This is a genomic window from Micromonospora sp. NPDC047074 (assembly GCF_040643815.1).
Classification (GTDB): Bacteria; Actinomycetota; Actinomycetes; order Mycobacteriales; family Micromonosporaceae; genus Micromonospora.
In genome coordinates, this window is record NZ_JBEYVB010000008.1 from 57,291 (window position 1) to 80,122 (window position 22,832).

19 protein-coding genes are annotated in these 22,832 nt (G+C 73.8%); 10 read left to right on the plus strand and 9 right to left on the minus strand.

Annotated elements, in window-relative coordinates; genetic code table 11:
- Positions 1-115 precede the first annotated feature (115 nt).
- From ABZ809_RS14255 to ABZ809_RS14270, 4 genes are all read left to right on the plus strand, one after another.
- Positions 116-1,921 carry an alpha/beta hydrolase gene (locus tag ABZ809_RS14255; protein WP_357562896.1) on the plus strand — a complete coding sequence of 602 codons (1,806 nt, stop codon included), beginning with the start codon at positions 116-118 and terminating at the stop codon, positions 1,919-1,921.
- A gap of 124 nt (positions 1,922-2,045) precedes the next feature.
- Entirely contained in the window at positions 2,046-2,987 is a 942-nt protein-coding gene (locus tag ABZ809_RS14260; protein WP_357562897.1) for a transporter substrate-binding domain-containing protein, read from the plus strand.
- On the plus strand, positions 2,984-4,042 hold the full coding sequence (locus ABZ809_RS14265) for a hypothetical protein (protein WP_357562898.1): 1,059 nt from the start codon (positions 2,984-2,986) through the stop codon (positions 4,040-4,042). The genes ABZ809_RS14260 and ABZ809_RS14265 overlap by 4 nt, the downstream gene beginning before the upstream one ends.
- A gap of 120 nt (positions 4,043-4,162) precedes the next feature.
- Positions 4,163-5,275: a hypothetical protein gene (locus tag ABZ809_RS14270; protein WP_357562899.1), complete on the plus strand. Its 1,113-nt coding sequence runs from the start codon at positions 4,163-4,165 to the stop codon at positions 5,273-5,275.
- 300 nt (positions 5,276-5,575) lie between these two features.
- On the opposite strand, the gene ABZ809_RS14275 is transcribed toward ABZ809_RS14270, so the two are convergent.
- The 9 genes from ABZ809_RS14275 to ABZ809_RS14315 form a co-directional block, all read right to left on the minus strand.
- Positions 5,576-6,739, minus strand: a complete 1,164-nt coding sequence (locus ABZ809_RS14275; RefSeq protein ID WP_357562900.1) for an acyl-CoA dehydrogenase — start codon at positions 6,737-6,739, stop codon at positions 5,576-5,578.
- A gap of 16 nt (positions 6,740-6,755) precedes the next feature.
- Positions 6,756-8,780 (minus strand): biotin carboxylase N-terminal domain-containing protein, encoded by a 2,025-nt coding sequence (locus tag ABZ809_RS14280; protein WP_357562901.1) that lies wholly within the window; start codon positions 8,778-8,780, stop codon positions 6,756-6,758.
- Between the two features lie 118 nt (positions 8,781-8,898).
- A complete protein-coding gene (locus tag ABZ809_RS14285) occupies positions 8,899-10,500 on the minus strand; it encodes a carboxyl transferase domain-containing protein (RefSeq protein ID WP_357562902.1) in 1,602 nt (533 codons plus the stop codon).
- Positions 10,497-11,636, minus strand: a complete 1,140-nt coding sequence (locus ABZ809_RS14290) for an acyl-CoA dehydrogenase family protein (protein WP_357562903.1) — start codon at positions 11,634-11,636, stop codon at positions 10,497-10,499. Before ABZ809_RS14290 ends, ABZ809_RS14285 begins: the two co-directional genes overlap by 4 nt.
- Positions 11,633-13,369 carry an acyclic terpene utilization AtuA family protein gene (locus ABZ809_RS14295; RefSeq protein WP_357562904.1) on the minus strand — a complete coding sequence of 579 codons (1,737 nt, stop codon included), beginning with the start codon at positions 13,367-13,369 and terminating at the stop codon, positions 11,633-11,635. Before ABZ809_RS14295 ends, ABZ809_RS14290 begins: the two co-directional genes overlap by 4 nt.
- On the minus strand, positions 13,366-14,163 hold the full coding sequence (locus ABZ809_RS14300; protein WP_357562905.1) for a TIGR03084 family metal-binding protein: 798 nt from the start codon (positions 14,161-14,163) through the stop codon (positions 13,366-13,368). The genes ABZ809_RS14295 and ABZ809_RS14300 overlap by 4 nt, the downstream gene beginning before the upstream one ends.
- Positions 14,164-14,206: 43 nt before the next feature.
- Positions 14,207-14,809, minus strand: coding sequence for a TetR/AcrR family transcriptional regulator (locus tag ABZ809_RS14305; protein WP_357562906.1), 603 nt, complete (start codon positions 14,807-14,809; stop codon positions 14,207-14,209).
- A gap of 959 nt (positions 14,810-15,768) precedes the next feature.
- Positions 15,769-16,512, minus strand: coding sequence for a metallophosphoesterase family protein (locus ABZ809_RS14310; protein ID WP_357562907.1), 744 nt, complete (start codon positions 16,510-16,512; stop codon positions 15,769-15,771).
- Between the two features lie 91 nt (positions 16,513-16,603).
- Entirely contained in the window at positions 16,604-17,281 is a 678-nt protein-coding gene (locus ABZ809_RS14315) for a Crp/Fnr family transcriptional regulator (protein ID WP_088981720.1), read from the minus strand.
- 215 nt (positions 17,282-17,496) lie between these two features.
- On the opposite strand from ABZ809_RS14315, the gene ABZ809_RS14320 reads away from it, so the two are divergent.
- From ABZ809_RS14320 to ABZ809_RS14345, 6 genes are all read left to right on the plus strand, one after another.
- Positions 17,497-18,159, plus strand: coding sequence for an adenosylcobinamide amidohydrolase (locus ABZ809_RS14320; protein WP_357562908.1), 663 nt, complete (start codon positions 17,497-17,499; stop codon positions 18,157-18,159).
- A gap of 55 nt (positions 18,160-18,214) precedes the next feature.
- Complete coding sequence (locus ABZ809_RS14325; RefSeq protein WP_357562909.1) at positions 18,215-19,369, plus strand: CapA family protein; 1,155 nt, start codon at positions 18,215-18,217, stop codon at positions 19,367-19,369.
- Between the two features lie 63 nt (positions 19,370-19,432).
- Positions 19,433-20,221 (plus strand): endonuclease III, encoded by a 789-nt coding sequence (nth, locus tag ABZ809_RS14330; protein WP_357562910.1) that lies wholly within the window; start codon positions 19,433-19,435, stop codon positions 20,219-20,221.
- Positions 20,218-20,847 carry a TlpA disulfide reductase family protein gene (locus ABZ809_RS14335; RefSeq protein WP_357562911.1) on the plus strand — a complete coding sequence of 210 codons (630 nt, stop codon included), beginning with the start codon at positions 20,218-20,220 and terminating at the stop codon, positions 20,845-20,847. Before nth ends, ABZ809_RS14335 begins: the two co-directional genes overlap by 4 nt.
- Positions 20,848-20,881: 34 nt before the next feature.
- Positions 20,882-21,571 (plus strand): CoA pyrophosphatase, encoded by a 690-nt coding sequence (locus tag ABZ809_RS14340; RefSeq protein WP_357562912.1) that lies wholly within the window; start codon positions 20,882-20,884, stop codon positions 21,569-21,571.
- Between the two features lie 63 nt (positions 21,572-21,634).
- Positions 21,635-22,813 carry a MarP family serine protease gene (locus tag ABZ809_RS14345; protein ID WP_357562913.1) on the plus strand — a complete coding sequence of 393 codons (1,179 nt, stop codon included), beginning with the start codon at positions 21,635-21,637 and terminating at the stop codon, positions 22,811-22,813.
- The last annotated feature ends 19 nt before the right edge of the window (positions 22,814-22,832 follow it).

Consider the following 22,832-nt stretch of genomic DNA (forward strand, 5'->3'; position numbering starts at 1 on the left):
GCTCTCCGCGATCCGGTGAGTAATGGTGCGCCATCCCTAGAGTGACGGAGGTCGAGCCCCGCCTCGACCGTCCTGTCCCCCATCGGAAGGCGTCCACATGCCACAAGGCGTCCACATGCCCCGACGATCCCGGAGCCTCGCCGCTGCGGGAATCGCCGGCGTCATCCTCGCCGGTGCGGCGGTCGCTCCCGCTGCCGCCGCACCGTCCCCAACCGGCTGGGGCCGCCCGGCCACCGCCGATCGGACCAGCCCGCAGGAGGCCCGCCGGGTCGACCGGGTGCCCACGCCCGACCTGGACTGGTACGCCTGCTACGACTACGCCGAGTGCGCCACCGTCCGGCTGCCGCTCGACTACGACCGGCCGAACGGCCCGACGACCGAGATCGCCGTGCTCCGGGTCAAGGCCCGCGACCAGCAGCGGCGGATCGGCAGCCTGTTCCTCAACCCGGGCGGCCCCGGCGGCTCCGGCACCGACGTCGCGCTCGCCGCGCCGTACTTCCTCGGCGACGAGGTGCTCGACCGCTTCGACATCGTCGGCGTCGACCCGCGCGGCGTCGCCGCGAGCCGGCAGGTCCGGTGCTTCCCCTCGGTCAAGGAGCAGACCCGGGCGTACGCCGGCCTCAACGTGGCGTTCCCGTGGACCAGGGCCGAGGAGAAGGCGTACGTCGCCTCCTCGAAGGCCGTCGGCAAGGGCTGCTCCAGCACGGGCCGGCCGCTCACCGGGGCGATGTCGACCGCCGAGGTGGCCCGGGACATGGACGTGCTGCGCCGCGCCGTGGGCGACCGCAAGCTCACCTACCTCGGCTTCAGCTACGGAAGTGTGCTCGGGCAGTACTACGCCAACATGTTCCCGGACCGGGTCCGCGCCCTCGCGATCGACGGGGTGCTCAACCCCGACGAGTGGGTCGGCCGGGGCCGGGCACGCACGCTGTCCCAGGAGGACCGGATGCGCAGCGCGCAGGGCGCGTACCGGGCCCTGCGCGAGATCCTGGTGCGCTGCGACCGGGCCGGCGCGGCGGCCTGCCCGCTGGCCGGGGGCGACCCGGTCGCGTCGTTCGACCTGGTCGCGAAGCGGCTGCGGGCCAAGCCGGTGGTGGTCGAGGATCCCGACTTCGGCCGGGTCACCGTCACGTACGCCGACTTCGTCTCGGCCACCCTGGGCGCGCTCTACAGCCCGACGGGCCACGCCGACATCGTCGACATCACCGCCGGGCTGCTGGTGCTCACCGACCCGGCGTCGTCCCCGGCCGCCCGCCGCCCGGCGTCGGCCGCCGTGAGCCAGCGGGCAGCCGAGGCCCGCGAGCAGGCCCGACGGTACGACTTCCCGTACGACAACGGGTTGGAGACCTTCCTCGGCGTGGACTGCACCGACGGGTACCACCCGAGGGACGCCGCCTCGTTCCCGGCGCTGGCGGCGAAGGCCGACCGGCGCGACCCGTACTTCGGCCGGTTGTGGACCTGGGGCACCTCGCCGTGCGCCCGGAAGACCTGGACCGTGCGGGACTCCGACGCCTACACCGGGCCGTTCGACCGGCGGACGAGCGCACCGGTGCTGGTGGTCGGCAACTACTGGGACCCGGCGACCAGCTACCGGGGTGCGGTGGACGCGGCCCGGCTGCTGCCGAACAGCCGGCTGCTGAGCAGCGACAGCTGGGGGCACACCGCGTACGGGACGTCGGCCTGCGCGACCGGCGCGGTCGACGCGTACCTGCTCCGGGGAACGCTGCCGGCGCGGGGCACCGTCTGCGTGGGCGAGGCCCAGCCGTTCACCGCGCCGCCGGCCGATCCGGCGATGACCCGGCGGGCGGAGTCGTCGAAGGACGCGCTGACCGCCCGGGGGCTTCCGGGGCGGGGCGAGCCGAAGCGGCTCCCGCCGGTGGTCGCTCCGCTGCCCGCGGTCGGCTCACTGACCGTCCGCTGAGAAACCGGGGTGCGGCGGCCGATCGGGCGCCCGCCGCACCCCGGCCCGCCAGCCGCCCCACACGGGGTGGCCGGCTCTGGCTACTCTCGGTTTCCCACCTGCTCCGCTGCGCAGCGAGGTCAGCATGGACGGTCGTTTCACCCGGTCGCGCGTACGCACAATCGCCACCACCGTGGCCGTGGCGACGACCCTGGCCCTGGCCGGGGTCGCCGGCTGCGACAGCCGGCAGGAGTCGCCGCTTCCCTCCGTGCAGGAGAAGCTCCGCGAGTCCCACATCCACGGTCAGGCCAAGCTGCGGATCGGGGTGGCCACCAACGAGCCGTTGATGGGTGAGCTGCGCGACGGCGTGCACGTCGGCTTCGACGTCGAGATCGCCCGCTACGTCGCCGCCTCCCTCGGCTACGAGGGGGACCAGCGGATCGAGTTCGTCCCGGTGTCGACGGAGGACCGCATCCCGGCGCTCCAGGGCGGGCTGGTCGACCTGGTCGTCTCCAGCTTCTCCATCACCGAGGAGCGCAAGAAGCAGGTCAGCTTCGCCGGGCCGTACTTCGTCACCACCCAGGAGGTGATGGTCCCGACCCGGCTCAAGGACCGCATCCGCACCATCGAGGACCTCCGCGACCCGGCCTACAAGATCTGCACCAGCGGCGGCTCCACCACCGAGGCCGAACTGGAGAAACACCAGGTCAAGGCGCTCGTCGTCAAGGACGTGGGGGACTGCGTCGACGGCATCCGCAAGGGGCGGTACGACGCGGTCAGCTCCGACGAGGCGATCCTCGCCGGCTTCCGGGCCAGGTTCCCCACCGAGTTCGAGATCGTCGACATGCCCTTCGGCACCAGCGAACTGCTCGGCATCGGCGTGCCGATCGGCGACCCGGCCCTGCGCGACCTGGTCGCGTTCTTCCTGCACAAGAGCTACCAGCAGGGGCGGGACGGGCTGAGCAGCCCGTGGTCCATCGCGTACCACCAGACCCTCGGCCCCTGGCTGCCGACCCAGAAGCGGCAGCCGCAGCCGCTCGACGTGCCCAAGCTGGTGGACTTCGACGACAAGGCGCCCCGGCGATGAGCGCGGCGGTGGCACCCGCGCGGACGATCGGCCCCGGCGCACCGGAGGACGTTCCGCCGGGCTTCTCCGCGTCGGCCCTGGCCGAGCGCCGCGCCCGGGCCAGTCAGTCGTTCTGGACGGCCGTGGTCGGCGTACCGGCGATATTCTCGGTGTTGCGGCTCGGCGTCGAGGCCGGCGGCGAGTTGCAGACGACGCTGCTGCTGGTGGCGAACGTCGGGCCGGTGAACCTGCTGGCCGGCTTCCTCACCACGGCGGCCCGGCTGCTCTCCACCGCGCTGGTGGCTGTCTTCGCCCTCGGCGCGGTGCTGGGCGCCAGCGTCGACCGGCTGCCGCCGGGCAGCGTGCGCAGGCCGCTCTTCGCCCGCTGGGCGGAGGTCACCCCGGCCTGGTTCGTGGCGGCGAGCTTCCTGCTCGCCCTGGTCACCTGGCCGCTGCTCTACCTGCCGCTGCTGGTGCCGGCGTTCGTCGCCGCGTTCCAGCTCACCCCCGAACGGCTGCACGACCGGCCCGGGCCACGGGTGCTGATGATCGCGGCCCTGCTCGCCGGGTACGCCTGGCTGCTGCTGCCCACGCTTCGCGACGCGTGGCGGCAGGGAGAGCCGGTGGCGCTCCTGCTGCTCGTCGTGCCGCCGCTGCTCGCTCTCGCCATCGCCGGCCCGCTGCCCGGGGCGGTGATCAGGCCGCTGGCCTCGGGCACCCAACTCGCCGTGCTGGCCGTGCTGGTGTGGGCGGCGCTGCCGGTGATCAGCACGCCGGTGTTGCCGCTGACCGTCACCACGGTCGGCAGCGGCCCCGGGGCGGCGACCCAGGACGTCCGGGGACACGTGGTGACCACCGACGACGTGCACGTGGTGATCCTCCAGGAGCACGGCGGCGTCCGGTATGTCCCGGTGGACCAGGTCCGCGCGCGGGTGCTCTGCCCGAGCGAGACGGAACTGCCCAGGCGCCGGCTGTGGATTCGTGACTTCCACGTCGAGGACTCGCTGTTGGAGGGCCTGGGCCGGCGGGTCCGTCCCGTGCACCGCGTGGACGCCGCCTGCCGTGCCACCGGCTGAGGGTCCTCATCGTCCGCGCCGAAAATGCCGATACCCGAAGTCGATCGATGAATCCCTATGAGATTGGCGGTCGTGCGGCGATTCTGTCCCTACCGGTTCCATCACCCGCAGGGGGCACACATGATCCAGATCCGCGCCGGACACCGTCGCGCCGCAGTCGCGGTGGGCGCCGCGCTGATCCTCACGGCCGCGCCGATCGCCACCCCACCGGCGTACGCCGACAGCCAGGTCGAGGCGTACACGATCGGCACGGGCTACGGCCTCTACAAGTCCACCGGCGGCGCGCCAGCCCTGGTGCACGGTGAGCAGGTCGCGCCGCCCGGGGCCGGCGTCGCCACCATCCGGTCCGAATCCGGCAGCATCACCGCGTTCGCGATCGGCGTGAACGGCGGTCTCGTTCTGTCGCGGACCGTGCCGCTCGGCGCCGGCCCCGCCGTCACCATCGACGGCCCCGCCGGCCTGGCCCCACCCGGGGCCCCGATAGCCGCTGCCGGCCTGGACGTCTTCTTCGTCGGCCGCAACGGCGCTGTCTTCAACAGGTCGTACCTGAGCGGCGCGCCGACCGCGCCGCGGCAGGTCACCGTCGCCGGCATCGCCCCGCCCGGCGCGGTCGTCGCCGCCATTCCCGGGACCACCCCCGGAGCGGCGTTCGTCGGCACGGACGGCGCACTCCGCGTGGTCCGGCCGAACAGCACCGGCGCCTGGACGACGGCCCCGGCCAGCCCACCGAACTTCGCCACACCCGGTGGCGGGCTCGCCGCCCTCTCCGCCCTCGCCGGGTTCGTCGCCGGGCTCGACGGACGGATCTGGCAGGTGAGGCTGACCGGCGGCCCGCTGCCGGACCCGTGGCAACCGGTCCCTGTCGCCGGCACCGGGGCCGCGCCGGTCGGGGCACACCTCGCCGCGGTCCAGTTTGCCGGCGGCCCGACCGTCGTCATGTTCGCCGGCCACGACGGTGCCGTCCGGGCCACCTCGAACGTCGCCGGCACCTGGCACGAGCCGACCGCAGCCACCGCGTCCGGTGTCGCCACCCCCGGGAAGCCGATCGCCGCCACCATCCACGGCGACCACCTCGACGGTGACTGGTGCGGCAACGGCCAGGCGTGGCAGCTCCGCATCCCGAAGCCGATCCCCCCGTCCGGCCCCCATCCCGAGCCGTGGAACGCTGTCGTCTCCTCGTTCCAGGCACCCAACATCCAGCCCGGCGGCCACGTCTCCAACGTCCTGCGCTAGCGCTACGCCATCGGCCCGGGTGCCATGGACGGTGACCGGCCGGTCCCGCCCCGGTCGCGCCGGGGCGCGTGATCAGGACCTCATGGACGTTATCCGGCCGCTTTGAGGTCCATGGCGTCCTGATCGCCGGGCCGGGCGTTCACGACCACGCGGGCCGATGTCGTCGGGCCAAGCTGAGGGCTGCGGCGCCGCGGGTGATTGCAGTAGCTGGGGTCGATGTGAGGCTTGTTCTCTCCGGGTGCCCGCTGTCGTGCCACCCGACACGACGCGGGCCCTAAGCCTCCCCGGCTCCTCGCCGAATCAGTAGGACTTGTCCTGGCCGAGGACGTGCTGGGCGACGAAGTTGAGGATCATCTCGCGGCTGACCGGGGCGATCCGGCCGGCCCGCACCGCGCCGAGCAGCGTGGCTACCCCGTACTCGGTGGTCATGCCGGCCCCGCCGAGGACCTGGACGGCCGTGTCGACGGCCAGCGCGGCGGCCTCCCCGGCGGCGTACTTGGCCATGTTGCCGGCCACCCCGGCCTCCAGGTCGCGGCCCGCGTCGTAGAGGGTGGCCGCCTTGTGGATCATGAGGCGGGCCAGCTCGACCTGCACGGCCGCGTGCGCGAGCGGGTGGGAGACGCCCTGGTGGGAGCCGATGGTCCGGCCGCCCCAGACCTTGCGGGTGGCGGTGTACTCGCTGGCCCGCTCGATCGCGTACCGGCCGGTGCCGGCACCCATCGCGGCGACCGTGATCCGCTCCGGGTTGAGCCCGGCGAAGAGCGCCGGCAGGCCGGCGTCCAGCGACTCGCCGACCAGTGCGTCGGCGGGCAGCCGCACGTCGTCGAGGTAGAGCAGGAACTGGTTCTCCGGGGAGACGATCTCCATGTCCAGCTTGGACCGGGTCAGCCCGGGCGCGTCGGTCGGCACGATGAACAGCGCCGGCTTCAGCTTTCCGGTGGTGGCGTCTTCGGTTCGCGCGACAACCAGCACGTACGACGCCTCGTCGACGCCCGAGATGAAGCACTTGCGACCGGAGAGCAGCCAGTCGTCGCCGTCGCGGCGGGCCACGGTGCCGAGCCGGTGGAAGTTCGAGCCGGCCTCCGGTTCGGTGATCGCGAAGACCACCTTGAGCGAGCCGTCGGCGAAGCCGGGCAGGAAGCGCTTGCGCTGCTCCTCGGTGCCGTGCCGGGTGATCACCGTGGCCGCGATGGCCGGCGAGACCACCAGCAGCAGCAGCGGGCAGCCGGCCGCCGCCAGTTCCTCGCAGACGATGGCCAGGTCGGTGATGCCGCCCCCGCCGCCGCCGTACTCGGTGGGGATGTTGACGCCGAGGTAGCCCAGCCGGCCGGCCTCGTCCCACAGCTCGGTGGTGTGCTCGCCGGAGCGGGCCTTGGTGACGAAGTAGTCGTGGCCGTACCGCCGGCCCAGCGCGCGGACGGCGTCGCGGAGCTGGTCCTGCTCGGGGGTGAGGTCGAAGTTCATCGGGGGGCCTCCAGGATCACTCGGGGTTGACCACGGCCAGCACAGCGCCCGTGTCGACCTGCCCGCCGGCCGCGACCGGAAGCTCGGCGACCACGCCGTCGGCCGGGGCGAGCACGGGATGCTCCAGCTTCATCGCTTCGAGGGTCAGCAGCAGGTCGCCGGCCGCCACCCGCTGGCCGACCTCGACGTGCACCCGGGTCACCGCGCCGGGCAGCGGCGCGACCAGCGACCCGGCCGCCAGCTCCGCCGTGGGCTCCGGGAAACGCGGCAGCTCGGTCAGGCTCGTCGCCCCGTCCGGGCCGTCCACGAAGACCTCCGAGGACGCCCGGTGTACGCGGTACGCCCGCCGTACCCCGTCGACGTCGAGCACCACCCGGTCCGGGGCGGCCCCGACCAGGCTCACCACCGACGTGGGCGCGTCCGCCGGGGATGCTGCGTCCGGGGCCGACTCGTCGGCGAGGGCGGTGGAGCCGGCGTCCGGCAGGGCCGCCCACTCCGCGAGGCCACCCGAGCGGTCCAGGCGGTAGCGCACCTCGATCTCGCCGTCCGGGGCGGCGAACCGGGTGACCTGCGGAAACGCCGGCACGTTGCGCCAGCCCGAGGGGATCCCTGCCAGCACCGGAGCGTCAGCCCGCCGGGCGGCGGCGGTGGCCAGCGCGGCGGCCAGGGCCACCAGGGGGAGCTCGTCGGCCGGCAGCAGCGGGGCGAAGACCTCGGGATGCCGGTCCAGGAAACCGGTGTCGACGTCGACGGCACCGAACTCCGGGCTGCGCAGGACGCGGACCAGCAGGTCCCGGTTGGTGGTCACCCCGTGCAGCTCGGCGCGGGCCAGCGCGCCGGCCAGGGCGCGGGCCGCCTCGGCACGGGTGGGCGCCCAGGCGATCACCTTGGCGAGCATCGAGTCGTAGTGGACGCCCACCACCGAACCGTCGACCACACCCGAGTCCAGTCGCAGCCCCGGCCCGGCCAGCGGCCCGAACTCGGCCACCACCCCGGGCACCGCGAACCGGTGCAGGTGGCCGGTCGCCGGCCGGTACCCCTGCGCGGGGTCCTCGGCGCAGAGGCGTACCTCGATGGCGTGGCCCTGGGCCGGTGGGGTCGCCGCCACCGGTAGCGGCTCGCCCTCGGCGACGAGCAGTTGCAGCCGGACCAGGTCCAGGCCGGTGGTCAGCTCGGTGACCGGGTGCTCGACCTGAAGGCGGGTGTTCATCTCCAGGAAGTAGATCTCCCCGTCGGACGCGAGCAGGAACTCGACCGTCCCCGCGCCGACGTAGTCGACCGCCCGGCCAGCGGCCACCGCCGCCTCGTGTAGCGCCATGCGTACCTCGTGCGGGAGGACGCCGGGGGCCTCCTCGACGACCTTCTGGTGCCGGCGCTGGATCGAGCAGTCCCGCACCCCGAGGGCCACCACCGTGCCGTGCGTGTCGCCGAAGATCTGCACCTCGACGTGCCGGCCCCGCTCGACGTACCGCTCGATGAAGACCGTGCCGTCGCCGAACGCGCCGGTCGCCTCGCGCCGCGCGGAGGCGACGGCCTCGGCCAGCGCGGCGGCGTCGCGGACGACGCGCATGCCGCGCCCGCCGCCCCCGGCGGACGCCTTCACCAGCACCGGGAAGGCGGTGATCTCGTCGGCGTCGGTCCAGGTGGGCAGCATCGGCACGCCCGCCTCCGCGAGCAGGGCCTTCGCCGCCATCTTGTCGCCCATCGCGGCGATCGCCTTCGCGGGCGGGCCCACCCAGGTCAGCCCGGCGTCGGTCACGGCGGCGGCGAACTCGGCGTTCTCGGCGAGGAAACCGTAGCCGGGATGGACCGCGTCCGCGCCGGCCCGCCGGGCCGCGTCCAGGATCAGCTCGATCCGCAGGTACGTCTCGGCGGGCGTGTTTCCGGGCAGCCGCACCGCCTGGTCGGCCTCGGCGACGAACGGCGCGTCGGCGTCGGCGTCGGAATGGACGGCCACCGTCTCGACGCCGAGCGCCCGGCAGGTGGCGAGGACCCGGCGGGCGATCTCGCCCCGGTTCGCCACCAGGAGTCTCGTGATCACTGAACCTGCCTTTCGTTCGCGACTGCGGGACTCCGCTTCGCTGCGTTCCTCGCGCTCACGGTCGGAGCCTGCCTTTCGTTCGCGACTGCGGGACTCCGCTTCGCTGCGTTCCTCGCGCTCACATGCGGAAGACGCCGAAGCCGTCGGCGCCCCTGACCGGTCCGTTGTGGATCGCCGACAGGCAGAGCCCGAGGACGGTACGGGTGTCGCGCGGGTCGATCACCCCGTCGTCGTAGAGCCGGCCGGAGAGGAAGAGCGCGCCGGACTGCGACTCGATCTGCTGCTCGACCATCATCCGCATCGCCGCGTCGGAGTCCTCGTCGTAGTCCCGTCCCCGGGCGGCGGCAGCCTGTCGGGCCACGATGGAGAGCACGCCCGCGAGCTGCGCCGGCCCCATCACCGCCGACTTGGCGTTGGGCCAGGTGAAGAGGAACCTCGGCTCGTACGCCCGGCCGCACATGCCGTAGTTGCCGGCGCCGTAGGAAGCGCCGAGGTTGACCGTCAGGTGCGGCACTGTCGAGTTCGACACGGCGTTGATCATGAGTGCGCCGTGCTTGATGATGCCGCGCTGCTCGTACTCGGTGCCGACCATGTAGCCGGTGGTGTTCTGCAGGAAGATCAGCGGAGTGTCGGCGGCGTTGGCGAGCTGGATGAACTGGGCCGCCTTCTGCGCCTCCTCGCTGAACAGCACGCCCCGGGCGTTGGCCAGCACCCCGACCGGGTAGCCGTGCAGCTCGCCCCAGCCGGTCACCAGGGCGGTGCCGTAGGCCGGCTTGAACTCGTCGAACTCGCTGCCGTCGAGCACCCGGGCCAGCACCTCACGCGGGTCGAACGGCACCTTCAGGTCGGCGCTGGCGATGCCGAGCAGCTCCTCCGGGTCGTACCTCGGTTGGGCCGGGCGTGGGTTGCGTGGTGCCGGGCCCTGCTTGCGCCAGTTCAGCCGGCGTACGCACTGCCGGGCCAGCCGGATGCCGTCCCGCTCGTCGGAGGCGAGGAAGTCGGCCAGGCCGGACGTGCTCGCGTGCATCGCCGCCCCGCCGAGCGACTCGTCGTCGGTGACCTCGCCGGTGGCCATCTTCACCAGCGGCGGCCCGGCCAGGTAGACCTGCGACCGGTCCCGGATCATGATCACGTGGTCGGACATTCCCGGCACGTACGCGCCCCCGGCGGTGGCGTTGCCGAAGACCACGCTGACCGTGGGGATCTTCGCGGCCGAGAGTCGGGTCAGGTCGCGGAACACCCGGCCGCCCGGGATGAAGATCTCCGCCTGGGTGGGCAGGTCCGCGCCGGCCGACTCGACCAGGTTCACCATCGGCAGGCGGTTGGTCAGGGCGATTTCGCCGGCCCGGCGGGTCTTGGCGAGCGACCACGGGTTCACCGCGCCGCCGCGTACCGTCGGGTCGTTGGCGACGATCAGGCACTCGACACCTTCGACCACGCCGATGCCGGTCACCACGCTGGCGCCGACGGGAAAGTCGGTGCCGTAGGCGGCCACCGGGGACAGCTCCAGGAACGGGCTGTCCCGGTCCAGCAGCAGCTCGATCCGCTCCCGGGGGAGCAGCTTGCCCCGCTTGTGGTGCCGGGTCACGTACTTCTCGCCGCCGCCGGAGCGGGCCCGGTCGAGCTCGGCGTCCAGCTCGGCGAGGCGCTCCAGCAGCGCCTCCCGGTTGGCCCGGTGCCCCGGCGAGGCCGCGTCGACCACGCTGCGCAGAGTCGTCATAGGCCCATGCCTTTCGCGATGATCTCGTTCATGATCTCGGTGGTGCCGCCGCCGATGCCGAGGATCCGGGCGTCGCGGTAGTGCCGTTCCACCTCGGCGTCGCGCAGGTAGCCGTAGCCGCCGTGCAGTTGGAGCGCCTGGTCGACCACTTCGGCGCAGGCGGCCACCGCGACGTTCTTCGCCATCGCCACCTCGGTCACCACCGGCTCGCCCGCCGCCACCCGGGCCGCCACCTGGTGCACGTACGCCCGGGCCGCCTCGGCACGGGTGTGCATCTCGGCCAGCCGGTGCCGGATCAGTTGCCGGCTCGCCAGCGGGCGGCCGAACGTGGACCGGTCCCGGCACCACCGCACCGCCAGCTCCACGCAGCGCTGCGCGATGGCGTACGCCTGGGTGGCCAGGGAGAGCCGTTCCGCGGCGAAGTTCTGCATGATCGCCAGGAAGGCCTCGTTCTCCTCGCCGATCCGGTTCGCCACCGGCACCCGTACGTCGGTGAACGACAGCTCGGCGGTGTCCGAACAGTGCCAGCCGAGCTTCTCCAGCCGGCGCCCGACGGTGAAGCCCGGCGTGCCCTTCTCGATCACCAGCAAAGTCAGCGCGCCGGTGCCCGGCGGCAGGGTGCAGACCGCGGTGGTCACGAAGTCCGCCCGGACGCCACTGGTGATGTAGGTCTTCGACCCGTTGACCACGTAGTGGTCGCCGTCCCGTCGCGCCTGGGTACGCAGGCTCGCCACGTCGGAGCCGCCGTCGGGTTCGGTGATCGCCAGCGCGCCGATCGTCGTGCCGGCCAGCGTCGGCCGCACGTACCGGTCGATCAGCTCCGCGTTGCCGGAGGCGACGATGTGCGGCAGGGCGATGCCGTGGGTGAAGAGCGCGGCGATCAGCCCCGACGAACCGCCGGACCGGATCACCTCCTCGGTCACGATGATCGAGTCGAGCAGGTCGCCCCCGCTGCCGCCCACCGACTCCGGGAAGCCGATCCCGAGCAGGCCGAGCTTGGCGGCGCTGGCGTGCAGTTCCCGGGGGATCTCGCCGGCACGCTCCCAGCCGTCCAGGTGCGGCAGCACCTCCCGGGTGACGAAGGCCCGGGTCAGCTCCCGCAGTTGCCGCCGTTCCGGCGTGTCCGCGATGGTCACCGGCCCTCCCCGGGCGTGCCGCCGCGGGCCGGGCAGGGCGTGCCGCCGTCCGCCGGGCCGGACGTCAGGTCGGCGGGCAGGTCGACGACCCGGGAGCGGAGCAGCTCGCCGAGCGCCTTGGCCTGCGGGTCGAACCGGGTGGAGGCGGCCACGCCCTGCCCGAGCAGCCCCCGGACGACGAAGTTGACCGCCCGCAGGTTCGGCAGCTCGTGCCGCTCCACGGTCAGCGGGGCGGTCTCGGGCAGCAGCTCGCCCAGCCGGTCCGTGGTGAGCCAGCCGCGCAGCCACGACCAGGTGGCATCGGTGCGGGCCCAGACGCCCAGGTTGGCGTCGCCGCCCTTGTCGCCGGAGCGGGCCCCGACGATCTCGCCGAGCGGCGCCCGCCGGGTGGGGTGTGCGGAAGGGCCCCCTGTTATCGCCTTTTGATGTGCAGGGGGCCCTTCCGCACACATGTTTGGTGGGGGAGCGATCGGCAGCCGCTCGCCGGAGGGGAGCACCGCGACGTGCGACACCGCGTCCTGCGGCACCACGTCGGCGGTGAACACCCCGTAGGGCGTGGCGTCGCCGGGCAGCGTGGTCAGCGTGCAGCCCGGGTAGGAGGCCAGCGCCAGCTCCACCGCGGCGGCCGAGAACGCCCGCCCGGCCCGTGCCTTGTCGCCGTCCCGCAGGTGTACGTGCAGCAGCGCACTCGCCGCCTCGGTGTCGGCCGCGTCCGGGTGGTCGGTACGGGCCAGGGTGAACTCCAACCCCTCCGGCCCGACCGCCTCCTCGACCTGGCCCTGGACCAGGGCCGCTTTCGCCGGGATGTCGAGCCCGCACAGGACGAAGGTCATCGAGTTGCGGAAGCCGCCGAGGTTGTTGACGCCCACCTTGAGGGTGGCCGGCGGGGGCGTGCCCCGGACGCCGCTCACCCGTACCCGGTCCGGACCGTCGGCGCTCAACGCGACCGTGTCCAGCCGGGTCACCACGTCCGGCCCGAGGTAGGCCGGCCCGCCGACCTCGTAGAGCAGCTGGGCGGTGACCGTCTCCACGGTGACCGCGCCGCCGGTGCCCGCATGCTTGGTGATCACGCAGGAGCCGTCCGGACGCAGCTCCGCGACCGGGAAGCCGGGGCGGTGCCCACCGTCGGGCAGCTCGGTGAAGAAGCTGAAGTTGCCGCCGGTCACCTGTGCCCCGCATTCGAGCAGGTGGCCGGCGACGGTCGCCCCGGCCAGCGCGTCCAGGTCGTCGCGGCCCCAGCCGAACCGGGCGATCGCCGGCCCGACGACCAGGGACGCGTCGGTCACCCGGCCGGTGACCACCACGTCCGCGCCGCCGTCCAGGCAGGCGGCGATGCCGTACGCCCCCAGGTAGGCGTTCGCCGTCAGCGCGTCCGGGCGGGCGAGGGCGTCGCCCTCGACGTACCCGATGCGGACGGTCAGGCCGAGCCGGTCGGCGAGCGACCCGATCGCGGCGGCCAGGCCGGCCGGGTTCAGCCCGCCGGCGTTGGTCACGATCCGCACGCCCCGGTCGAGCGCGGTGCCGAGGCACCCCTCCAGTTGGCGGAGGAAGGTCTTCGCGTAGCCGAGGGAGGGGTCGCGCAGCCGGTCCCGGCCGAGGATCAGCATGGTCAGCTCGGCCAGGTAGTCGCCGGTGAGCACGTCCAGGTCGCCGCCGTCGAGCATCTCTCGCCAGGCGCTGAACCGGTCGCCGTAGAAGCCGGAGGCGTTGCCCACACGCAGCACGGCGCTCACGCCGGCACCTCGCTGGCTGCCTGGGGCGGGACGCCGGGGCCGGGCGGGCCGGCGAAGGCCTGCGCGACGTCCAGCCACGCGTCGGCGACCGGGCCGGTCGCGGTCAGCGCCAGGTCGGCGCGGTGCCGCCGCCGGGTGACCAGCAGGCAGAAGTCGAGCGCCGGGCCGGTGACGCGGTCGGTGGCGCCGGCCGGGCCGTACGTCCAGGTGTCGCCGTCGGGCGCGGCCAGCTCGACCCGCACCGGCGCCGTCGGCACCGGCCGGCCGTGGACGGCGAAGCTGTGGCCGAGGGTACGGAAGCCGAGGTACGCGACGTGCCGCAGCCGTGCCGTGGCGGGGCGGATGACGCCGAGCGCCTCGGCCACGTCCGCGCCGTGGGCCCAGGTCTCCATGACTCGGGCGGTGACCATCGACGCGGGCGACATCCGGGTGCCGAACCAGGGCAGCCGCCCGCCGGCCGGCACCCGCTCCAGCGCGTCGGCGAGCGCCCCCCGGCCGGCCCGCCAGCGGGACAGCAGCGTGGCCGGCGGGGCGAGGAATTCCTCCGCTCCGGCGTCGACGAGCCGGGCGGGGTCGGGAGCGGCGACCACGGTGGCGAGGAACGCCTCCGGGTCGGTGGCGGCGAGCAGCGCCACCTGATCGGTCCAGGCGAGATGGGCGATCTGGTGCCCGACGCTCCAGCCTGCCGCCGGCGTGGGGCGTGCCCAGTCGGCCGGCGGCAGGGCGGTCACGAGGCCGTCGAGTTGTTCGGACTCGGCGGCCAGATCCGCGAGCAGGTCCTTGAGGTCGACCATGGTGCCTCCGGGGAGCTGGGCGGGCCGGTCGGAGCGGCGGCGGTCAGGGGGTGAGCAGGGTGGCGAGCTGGCGTTTCCAGGTGTGCAGCAGGGCGGCGCGGCGGGCCGAGTCGTCGTTGAGCAGGTTGGCCACGCCCAGCCCACGCAGCAGGTCGAGGGTCGCCTGCACCGCCTCCCGGACGCCCGGGCGGCGCTCGTCCACGTCGAGCAGGGCGACGGTGAGCCGGTGCATCTCGCGGCCGACCCGGGCCTCCAGCGGCACCAGGGCCTCGCGCAGCTCCCGGTCGGTCCGCGCGGCGACCCACAGTTCGAGGGCGGCGACGAAGAGCGGACCCGTGAAGGCCGCCCCGAGCAGGTCGATCACCCGGTCGAGTCGCCGGGGACCGGGCGGCAGCGCCTCGGCCTCGGTGCGCAGTTCCTCGGCCCGCCGGTCGGCGAGGTGGGCGACGGCGGCCGTGACCAGCGCGGCCTTCGTGGGGTAGTGGTGCAGCTGAGCGCCCCGCGAGACGCCGGCCCGCGCCGCCACGACGGTGGTCGTGGTGCCCGACCAGCCGTGCTCGACCAGGCACTCGACGGTCGCCTCCAGCAGCCGGGCCCGGGTGGCGCGGCTGCGCTCCTGCTGAGGTACGCGGATCGACGCGGGCACGGGGACAGCGTGCCGCTCTCGAAACAAACAGTCAAGACTGACTTTTTTGAGCGGTAGCCATGTCCGGCCCCTTTCGACGTGCCCCGGGGCGGGCGGCGGACCGGTCCCCCGCCCGGACGCTGTCGAGCTGCCCGCACGGATGGGGCACGGCTCCCTCGCCGTGATCGAGGTCAAGCTGCTGCGCGAGGTCAAGCTGCTGTTGCGCTACGCCAAAAAGTCGGGCAGCCCGCCCGGCGTCGCAGGGTCGGGGGCCGGCGAATGGGTCTTCCCCTGCGGGCGAGCCGACCGGGTGGAGGGGATCCCGTCGGGACTGCACCCCGGTGGGGCCAGGCTGGGACGCCGCGTAGCTGGTGGTCCGGGTAGGGGTGACCGGCTGGGCGAACCTGGTCGGGGTCTCCTCGGCGGGGACCGGCACGGCGGTGCCGACTTCGGTGAGGCCGTTGCCAGCCAACTCCAGGGGCGTGCTTCCCGCTTCGCGGCGCGGCCCGGCGCATGAGCATCGGGCTTGCCTGCTGGCGCAGGACGCCGGCACCGACCACCCGCGCCCTGGGCCGGACTGATGGCCGACCGGGACAGGGCTGATGGCCGACCGGGGCGGAGCTGATGGCCGACCGGGGCGGGGCTGATGGCCGTCGGGGCCGGGCTGATAGCGGGCGCGAGATCGTGCTCGATCCTGGAACGAGTGCCATCCAGTCGCCGGAGTGACCACTCGATCCTGGATCGAGCACGATCTTGGAGCCGCCCCGCACGCATGGATGGGGCAGCTCGACAGCGTGCGGACAGGAATGGTCGCGGGGTGCGCTGGGCCGGGGGATCAGCCCGAGCCCGCTCAGTCCGCGAGCCCGCTCAGTCCGCGAGCCCGCTCAGTCCGCGAGCCCGCTCAGTCCGCGAGCCCGCTCAGTCCGCGAGCCCGCTCAGCCTGCCCCGCCGGCAGCCCCGCTGCCCGCCCCGCCGGCTGCTCAGCGGCCGTCGCGGGGGGCGAAGACCGCCAGGGCGTCGGCGTCGCTGTGCTGGGAGCGTAGGTACTCGTCGGCCCAGGCGGTGGCGTCGGGGAAGCTCGACTCGGCGGTCACCCGGGCGCAGGCGGCGTCCACGTCGAAAGGGGTGCGCCGCAGGTGCACCCCCGGCCCGAGGAGCGCCCAGAACGCGCCGGGGCCACCGTAGGGCATGCCGATGCTGCCGGGGTTGACGATCAGCCGGCGGTCGGCCAGCCGGGTGAACGGCATGTGGGTGTGCCCGCAGACCACCGTGCGCACCTCGGCCGGCACCCCGGCGAGCACCTCCGCCCAGCGTTCCATCCGGGAGTCGACGAGCACGACCTCCTCGTCGTCCCGTGGGGTGGCGTGGCAGAAGAGCACCGGCCCGAGGCCGGCGATCTCCAGGGTGACCGTCAGCGGCAGTGCCGCCAGCCGGGCCACCTGATCGTCGCGCAGTTGCTCGGCCGCCCAGTTGGAGACGTCGATCGGCGAGGGCCGCCCGGCCCTGGCCTCCACCAGCTCACGGTCGGCGTTGCCGCGTACCCAGCAGGCGCGGTCGCCGAGGTCGGCGAGCAGGTCCAGCACCTCGACCGGCTGTGGGCCGGCCGCGATGTCGCCGGTGAGCACGATCAGGTCGGCGGCGGCGACGTCCGGCTCGGCCAGCACGGCCTCCAGCGCCGGTAGCGCCCCGTGGATGTCGGAGAGAACGGCGACCCTGTTCAGCATCGACCCACCGTGCCCGCCGGCCCGCCCCGGCGTCCAGCGATTCTGCCCCGGGCAGACAGGGCCCGGGGCAGGCGGTCGAGCCGGGTTACGTTCAGACGCGGGCGCGGCGGGCGAGGCGCTCCGGGTCGAGGATGATGATGCTCTTGCCGTCCAGGCGCAGCCAGCCGCGTGACGCGAAGTCGGCCAGCGCCTTGTTGACGGTCTCCCGGGAGGCGCCGACCAGCTGGGCGATCTCCTCCTGGGTGAGGTCGTGGGTCACCCGCAGCACGCCGCCGTCGCGGGTGCCGAAGCGGCCGGCCATCTGGAGCAGGTTCTTGGCGACGCGGCCGGGCACGTCGGTGAAGATCAGGTCGGCCAGCGAGTCGTTCGTCCGCCGCAGCCGGCGGGCGAGCACCCGGAGCAGCTGCTCGGCGATCTCCGGCCGGTTGTTCAGCCACGGGCGCAGGGCCTGCTTGCGCAGCCGTACCAGCCGGGTGTCGGTGACCGCGGTGGCGGTCGCCGTGCGCGGGCCGGGGTCGAAGAGCGACAGCTCGCCGACCATGTCCGACGGGCCCATGACCGCGATCAGGTTCTGCCGGCCGTCGGCAGCCCGCCGACCTACCTTGATCTTGCCGGACAGCAGGATGTAGAGACTGTCGCCGGGCTCGCCCTCGTTGAAGACGACCTCGCCCTTGCGGACCTCGAGCGTCTCCATCTCCTTCGCGAGCGCCTCGGCCGCCTCCGGGTCGACGCCCTGGAAGATTCCGCTGCGGGCCAGTACCTCGTCCATCGCCGCACCTCCGCCTGCGCGTGCCGCCCGTCGGCCGGGTCCGCCGTCCGCTGATCCCTCGCGCGTCGCCAGTCTAGGCGCATGTGAGCACGTATCAGAGGTGCACCCCTGGAAACTTGATCGTTGGGCGTAACCCTCCCGCCCTGATCAAGCAGTAGGATCGCGCCCGCCGGGTGCCGACGGGCCCACCGGAGCCGGGTCGTAGGGTCACCCCCGTGCTGAGCGAACCCGTGCTGACCGCCCGTCGGGAGGACGGTCGGGACGTCCCGCTGCTGTTCTGGCGCGCCGACCGCCCGCTGCGCGCGGTCAGTTCAGCGCCGCTGGGCGGCGGGATCGGTGTCCGGCACTGGGTCGTCAACGCGACCGTGCCCATGTCGTACGACCGGGACGACCCCGCCGACCACCTGGCCGAACTCGCCGACGGGCTCGGCCTCGACGGGCCCGGGGTGGGCCTGCTGACGGGGGTGGACGTCGCCGAGGTGGTGGCCCGGACGGACACCGGCGTGCGCGTCTGGGCCACGGTCGGCCTGGGCACCCCCGTCTGGGCGGCGCAGCCCGCCCCCGTGGCGCTCGCGCAGCGGGTCGGCACGGTCAACATCGTGGTGTACGTCCCGGCCCGGCTCGGCGACGCCGCCCTGGTGAACGCGGTGGCGACCGCCACCGAGGCGAAGGCGCAGGCGATCGCGGAACTCGGCGTGCCGGGCACCGGCACCCCGACGGACGCGGTCACCGTGCTCTGCCCGGTCGACGGCCCGGAGTCTGCGTACGGCGGTCCCCGCTCGACCTGGGGCGCTCCGCTGGCCCGGGCCGTGCACGGCGCGGTGACGGCGGGCGGCGGGGGCACCGTGGTCCCGTGGTCGGACCGGCAGGAAAGCTGAATCCCGTCCGAATGGCTCTCGTTTCGGCGTTGCGTACCCGATAAGGTCGCGCTCGATGTACGCTGCCGCCTCCCCTCCGCGCCGCCGCGCCGCGCTCGCCGTCGGCGCGCTGCTCGCCGTCCTGCTCACCGCCGGCTGCGGAGGCCCCGATTCCGGGGCCGACGCGGTCTGGGAACCCGGCGCGGGTGGCGGTGGCACCGGCGCCCCCGTCCGGTCGGCCGAGCCCGAGAAGCCCGCCGAGCAGACCATCTCGCTCTCGGCGACCGGCGACATCATCATGGGCAACGCGCCGAACCGGCTGCCGCCCAACGGCGGCAAGGGGTTCTTCGACTCGGTCAAGAAGGCTCTCGCCGCCGACCTGGTGATGGGCAACCTGGAGGAGCCGCTCACCGTCGACACCGGCACCGGCAAGTGCGGCCCGAACTCGACCCGCTGCTTCCAGTTCCGGGCCCCGCCGGAGTACGCCGCGCACCTGCAGGACGCCGGCTTCGACCTGCTCAACCAGGCCAACAACCACGGCTACGACTTCGGCCCGAAGGGCTACGAGAACACCCAGAAGGCGCTGGAGAAGTACGACCTGGCGCACACCGGGGCGCCCGACCAGATCACCGTGGTCGACGTCAAGGGGGTCAAGGTCGCGGTCGCCGGCTTCTCGTCGTACGTCTGGTCCAACAGCCTCACCGACATCGCCGCGGCGAAGAAGGTGATCACCAAGGCGGCCGGCATGGCCGACATCGTGGTGGTGCAGGTGCACATGGGCGGCGAGGGCTCCGAGAAGACCCGGGTGCGGCCGGGCACCGAGATGTTCCTCGGCGAGAACCGGGGCGACCCGGTGAAGTTCTCCAAGGCGATGATCGACGCCGGCGCCGACCTGATCGTCGGGCACGGCCCGCACGTGCTGCGCGGCATGGAGTTCTACAAGGGCCGACTGATCGCGTACAGCCTGGGCAACTTCGCCGGCGGGGGCAACTCGCTGAGCAACGCCGGGCGGCTCGGCTGGGGCGGGGTGCTGAAGGTGTCGCTGAAGCCGGACGGCAGCTGGGCCGGCGGCTCGTTCGCCTCGACGTACATGAACTCCATCGGCAAGCCGACCATGGACAAGGACGACCGCGGGCTGGGCCTGATGAAGCAGCTCACCAAGAGCGACTTCCCGGAGACCGGTGCGAAGTTCGACGACTCCGGCGCGATCAGCACGCCGCAGGGCGGCTGACCGGGGGGCGCCACGGCGCGTGCGCCCGGCCGAGCGTCGGCCGGGCGACGTAGGCTGGCCGGCGTGACCACGAGTTCCTCCGGCTTCACCGAGACCGACCTCGGGCGCACCCGTCGCGCCCGGCGGATCGGTCGGGTGCTGGCCGAAACCCACCCCGACGCACACTGTGAACTGGACCACTCCAGCCCCCTGGAGCTGGCCGTCGCGACGATCCTCTCCGCGCAGTGCACGGACAAGAAGGTCAACGAGGTCACCCCGAAGCTGTTCGCCCGCTACCCGAGCGCCGCCGACTACGCGGGGGCGGACCGGGCCGAGATGGAGGAGCTGATCCGGCCGACCGGCTTCTACCGCAACAAGACCGACTCGCTGATCAAGCTCGGCCAGGCCCTGGTGGAGCGCTACGGCGGCCGGGTCCCCGGCAAGCTCGCCGACCTGGTGACGCTGCCCGGCATCGGTCGCAAGACCGCCAACGTCATCCTCGGCAACGCCTTCGACGTCCCCGGGATCACCGTCGACACCCACTTCCAGCGGCTGGTCCACCGCTGGCGGCTGACCGACGAGACCGACCCGGTCAAGATCGAGCACGCGATCGGGGCACGCTTCCCCCGGCGCGACTGGACCATGCTGTCGCACCGGATCATCTTCCACGGCCGCCGGGTCTGCCACGCCCGCAAGCCGGCCTGCGGGGCGTGCACGCTGACGAGGCTCTGCCCGTCGTACGGGACCGGCCCGACCGAGCCGCCGCTGGCGGCGAAGCTGCTCAAGGGCCCCCGGGCCCGGGAGTTGGCGGTGGCCGCCGGAGTCGCCCCCGAGCTGGTGCCGGTCCAGGCCGTCGTGGCGGAGGCACCGTGAGCGCGAACCGCCGACTCGCCGCGCTGCTCGTGCCCGTGCTGCTGGCCGTCGGCGGGTGCACCGCCGGCACCGAGGAGAAGGACCCCGGCCCGTCCGCCCGGCAGAAGGCCGCCGCCAGCCGGCCGTCGCCCTTCCAGGACTGCTCCGCCCTCGGCACCCCGCCCCCGTCCGCCGCTCCGGCCGTCCCGGCTGGCGGCGGGGGAGCGGCGTTGCCCGAGTTGAGCCTGGAGTGCTTCACCGGCGGCGCGTCGTTCGCCCTGCGGGAGCTGCGGGGCCCGGCGGTGATCAACGTCTGGGCCTCCTGGTGCCCGCCCTGCCAGGAGGAACTGCCCGCGTTCCAGCGCCTCAGCGAACGTGCCGCCGGCCGGCTGCACGTCATCGGGGTCAACAACCAGGACTCCCGCGAGGCCGCGAAGGGCATCGGGGAGGACTTCGGCCTCCGCTTCCCCGTCCTGTTCGACCAGGGCGAGTCGTTCAAACGGGCGCTCGAGCGCAAGGCCATCCCCGTGACCGTCTTCGTCGACGGGCAGGGCCGCGTCCGGCACGTCGACACCTCCGGCGCGCTCGACGACGCCCGGCTGGCGGACCTCGTCCGGCAGCACCTCGGGCTGACGGTGCCGGCGTGAGCCGGCGGGCCCGGTGGGGCGCGGAGGTGGCGGCGTGAGCCGACCGCCAGGCTGGATGGAGCCGCTGCTCACCCGGCTCGGCAGCGCCCGGAGCGAGGACTTCACCCGGCTGGTCACCCCGGAGAGCGGCGGGCGGGAGAGCGCCGTGCTGGTGCTGCTCGGCGAGGAACCCGGCGCCGGCCCGGACGTGCTGGTCCTCCAGCGCGCGGCGTCCCTGCGCAATCACGCCGGCCAGCCCGCCTTCCCCGGCGGAGCGGCCGACCCGGAGGACGCGGACGCCCGGGCGACCGCGCTGCGCGAGGCGAACGAGGAGGTCGGCCTCGACCCGGCCAGCGTGACCGTCCTGGCCGAGCTGCCGAAGCTCTGGATCCCGGTCAGCGACTTCGTGGTCACCCCGGTGCTCGCCTGGTGGCACGCGCCGCACCCGGTGCACCCGCGGGAGCCGGCCGAGGTGGCGCACGTGGCCCGGCTGCCGATCGCCGAGCTGGTCGACCCGGCGAACCGGATGCGGGTCCGGCACCCGGGCGGGTGGATCGGTCCGGCCTTCTCGGCGCGCGGGATGGTGGTCTGGGGCTTCACCGGCGGGGTGCTGGCCGCGCTGCTGGAGATGGGCGGTTGGGCCCGGCCGTGGCCCCGTGACCGGGTGATCGACCTGCCGCCGACCGGGGCCACGCCGGCACCCTCCGCCGGCACCGACGCGGTCGACGAAACTCCGGTGCGCTGACCGGACGGTCACCCTTCGCGAGCGACGGGCACCCCCCGAGCCCGGTGCCCGTACGCTTGACGCGTGTCCGCCGTTGATCTCGTACTGCTCATGCTCATGCTCGTGTTCGCGATCAGCGGATACCGTCAGGGCTTCGTCATCGGGGTGCTGTCGTTCTCCGGCTTCTTCCTGGGCGCGCTGGCGGGCCTCCAGCTCGGGCCGCTGCTGGCACAGCAGTTCGTGGGCAGCGGCACCCGGGTGCTGATCTCCCTCGTGGCGGTCTTCGGGCTGGCGGTGGTCGGCCAGGCGATCGCCGGCTGGGCCGGTTCCCACCTGCGCAAGACGATCACCAGCGACGTGGGGAAGCGGGTCGACGACGTCGGCGGGGCGTTCGTGTCGCTGTTCGCCGTGCTGCTGGTCGCCTGGCTCGTCGCGGTGCCGCTCGGCTCGTCGTCGCTGCCCTGGCTGGCCTCCTCGGTCCGCAACAGCGCGCTGCTCACCGTGGTCGACCGGGTCCTGCCCGACCAGGCGCAGCAGCTCTCCACGGCGCTGCGGGACACCGTCGACACCAACGGCTTCCCCGACGTCTTCGGCGACCTGGCGCCCACCCGGGCCCGGCAGGTGTCCCCGCCGGACCCGGCGCTCGCCGGCTCCCAGGTGGTGGTCAACAGCCAGCGTTCGGTGGTCAAGGTGCTCGGCTCCGCCCCGAGCTGCTCGCGCCGGATCGAGGGCTCCGGCTTCGTCTACGCCGACGACCGGGTGATGACCAACGCGCACGTGGTCGCCGGCACCCGGTCCACCGTCGTCGAGTTGAACGGCGAGCGGTACGACAGCAAGGTGGTCGTCTACGACCCCGACCGGGACCTGGCCGTCCTGCACGTACCCGGGCTGCCCGGCCCGTCGATGCGGTTCGCGGCCGGCAACGCGGGCAGCGGCGCCGACGCGATCGTGCTGGGCTTCCCGCTGGACGGGCCGTACAACGCCCAGTCGGCGCGGATCCGGGAGGTCGACCGGATCACCGGGCCCGACATCTACTCCGCCGGCAACGTGACCCGGGAGGTCTACACGATCCGGGCGCTCGTGCAGAGCGGCAACTCCGGCGGCCCGCTGGTCTCGTCGAACGGGCTCGTGCTCGGGGTGATCTTCGCGGCGGTGGAGGACGACCCGAACACCGGCTTCGCGGTGACCGCGGCCGAGGCCCGCCCGGTGGCCCTGGCCGGCGCCGAACGCACCCGCTCCGTCGGTACCGGCGAGTGCACCTGACGGGTCGGTCGCATCGCGT

Excerpts from the sequence above, each read along its gene's own strand:
- ABZ809_RS14275 (WP_357562900.1), bottom strand. The coding sequence starts at position 6,739 with ATGAACTTCGACCTCACCCCCGAGCAGGACCAGCTCCGCGACGCCGTC.
- ABZ809_RS14285 (WP_357562902.1), bottom strand. The coding sequence starts at position 10,500 with ATGACGACTCTGCGCAGCGTGGTCGACGCGGCCTCGCCGGGGCACCGG.
- ABZ809_RS14255 (WP_357562896.1), top strand. The coding sequence starts at position 116 with ATGCCCCGACGATCCCGGAGCCTCGCCGCTGCGGGAATCGCCGGCGTC.
- ABZ809_RS14300 (WP_357562905.1), bottom strand. The coding sequence starts at position 14,163 with ATGGTCGACCTCAAGGACCTGCTCGCGGATCTGGCCGCCGAGTCCGAA.
- ABZ809_RS14260 (WP_357562897.1), top strand. The coding sequence starts at position 2,046 with ATGGACGGTCGTTTCACCCGGTCGCGCGTACGCACAATCGCCACCACC.
- ABZ809_RS14315 (WP_088981720.1), bottom strand. The coding sequence starts at position 17,281 with ATGGACGAGGTACTGGCCCGCAGCGGAATCTTCCAGGGCGTCGACCCG.
- ABZ809_RS14265 (WP_357562898.1), top strand. The coding sequence starts at position 2,984 with ATGAGCGCGGCGGTGGCACCCGCGCGGACGATCGGCCCCGGCGCACCG.
- ABZ809_RS14325 (WP_357562909.1), top strand. The coding sequence starts at position 18,215 with ATGTACGCTGCCGCCTCCCCTCCGCGCCGCCGCGCCGCGCTCGCCGTC.
- ABZ809_RS14310 (WP_357562907.1), bottom strand. The coding sequence starts at position 16,512 with ATGCTGAACAGGGTCGCCGTTCTCTCCGACATCCACGGGGCGCTACCG.
- ABZ809_RS14270 (WP_357562899.1), top strand. The coding sequence starts at position 4,163 with ATGATCCAGATCCGCGCCGGACACCGTCGCGCCGCAGTCGCGGTGGGC.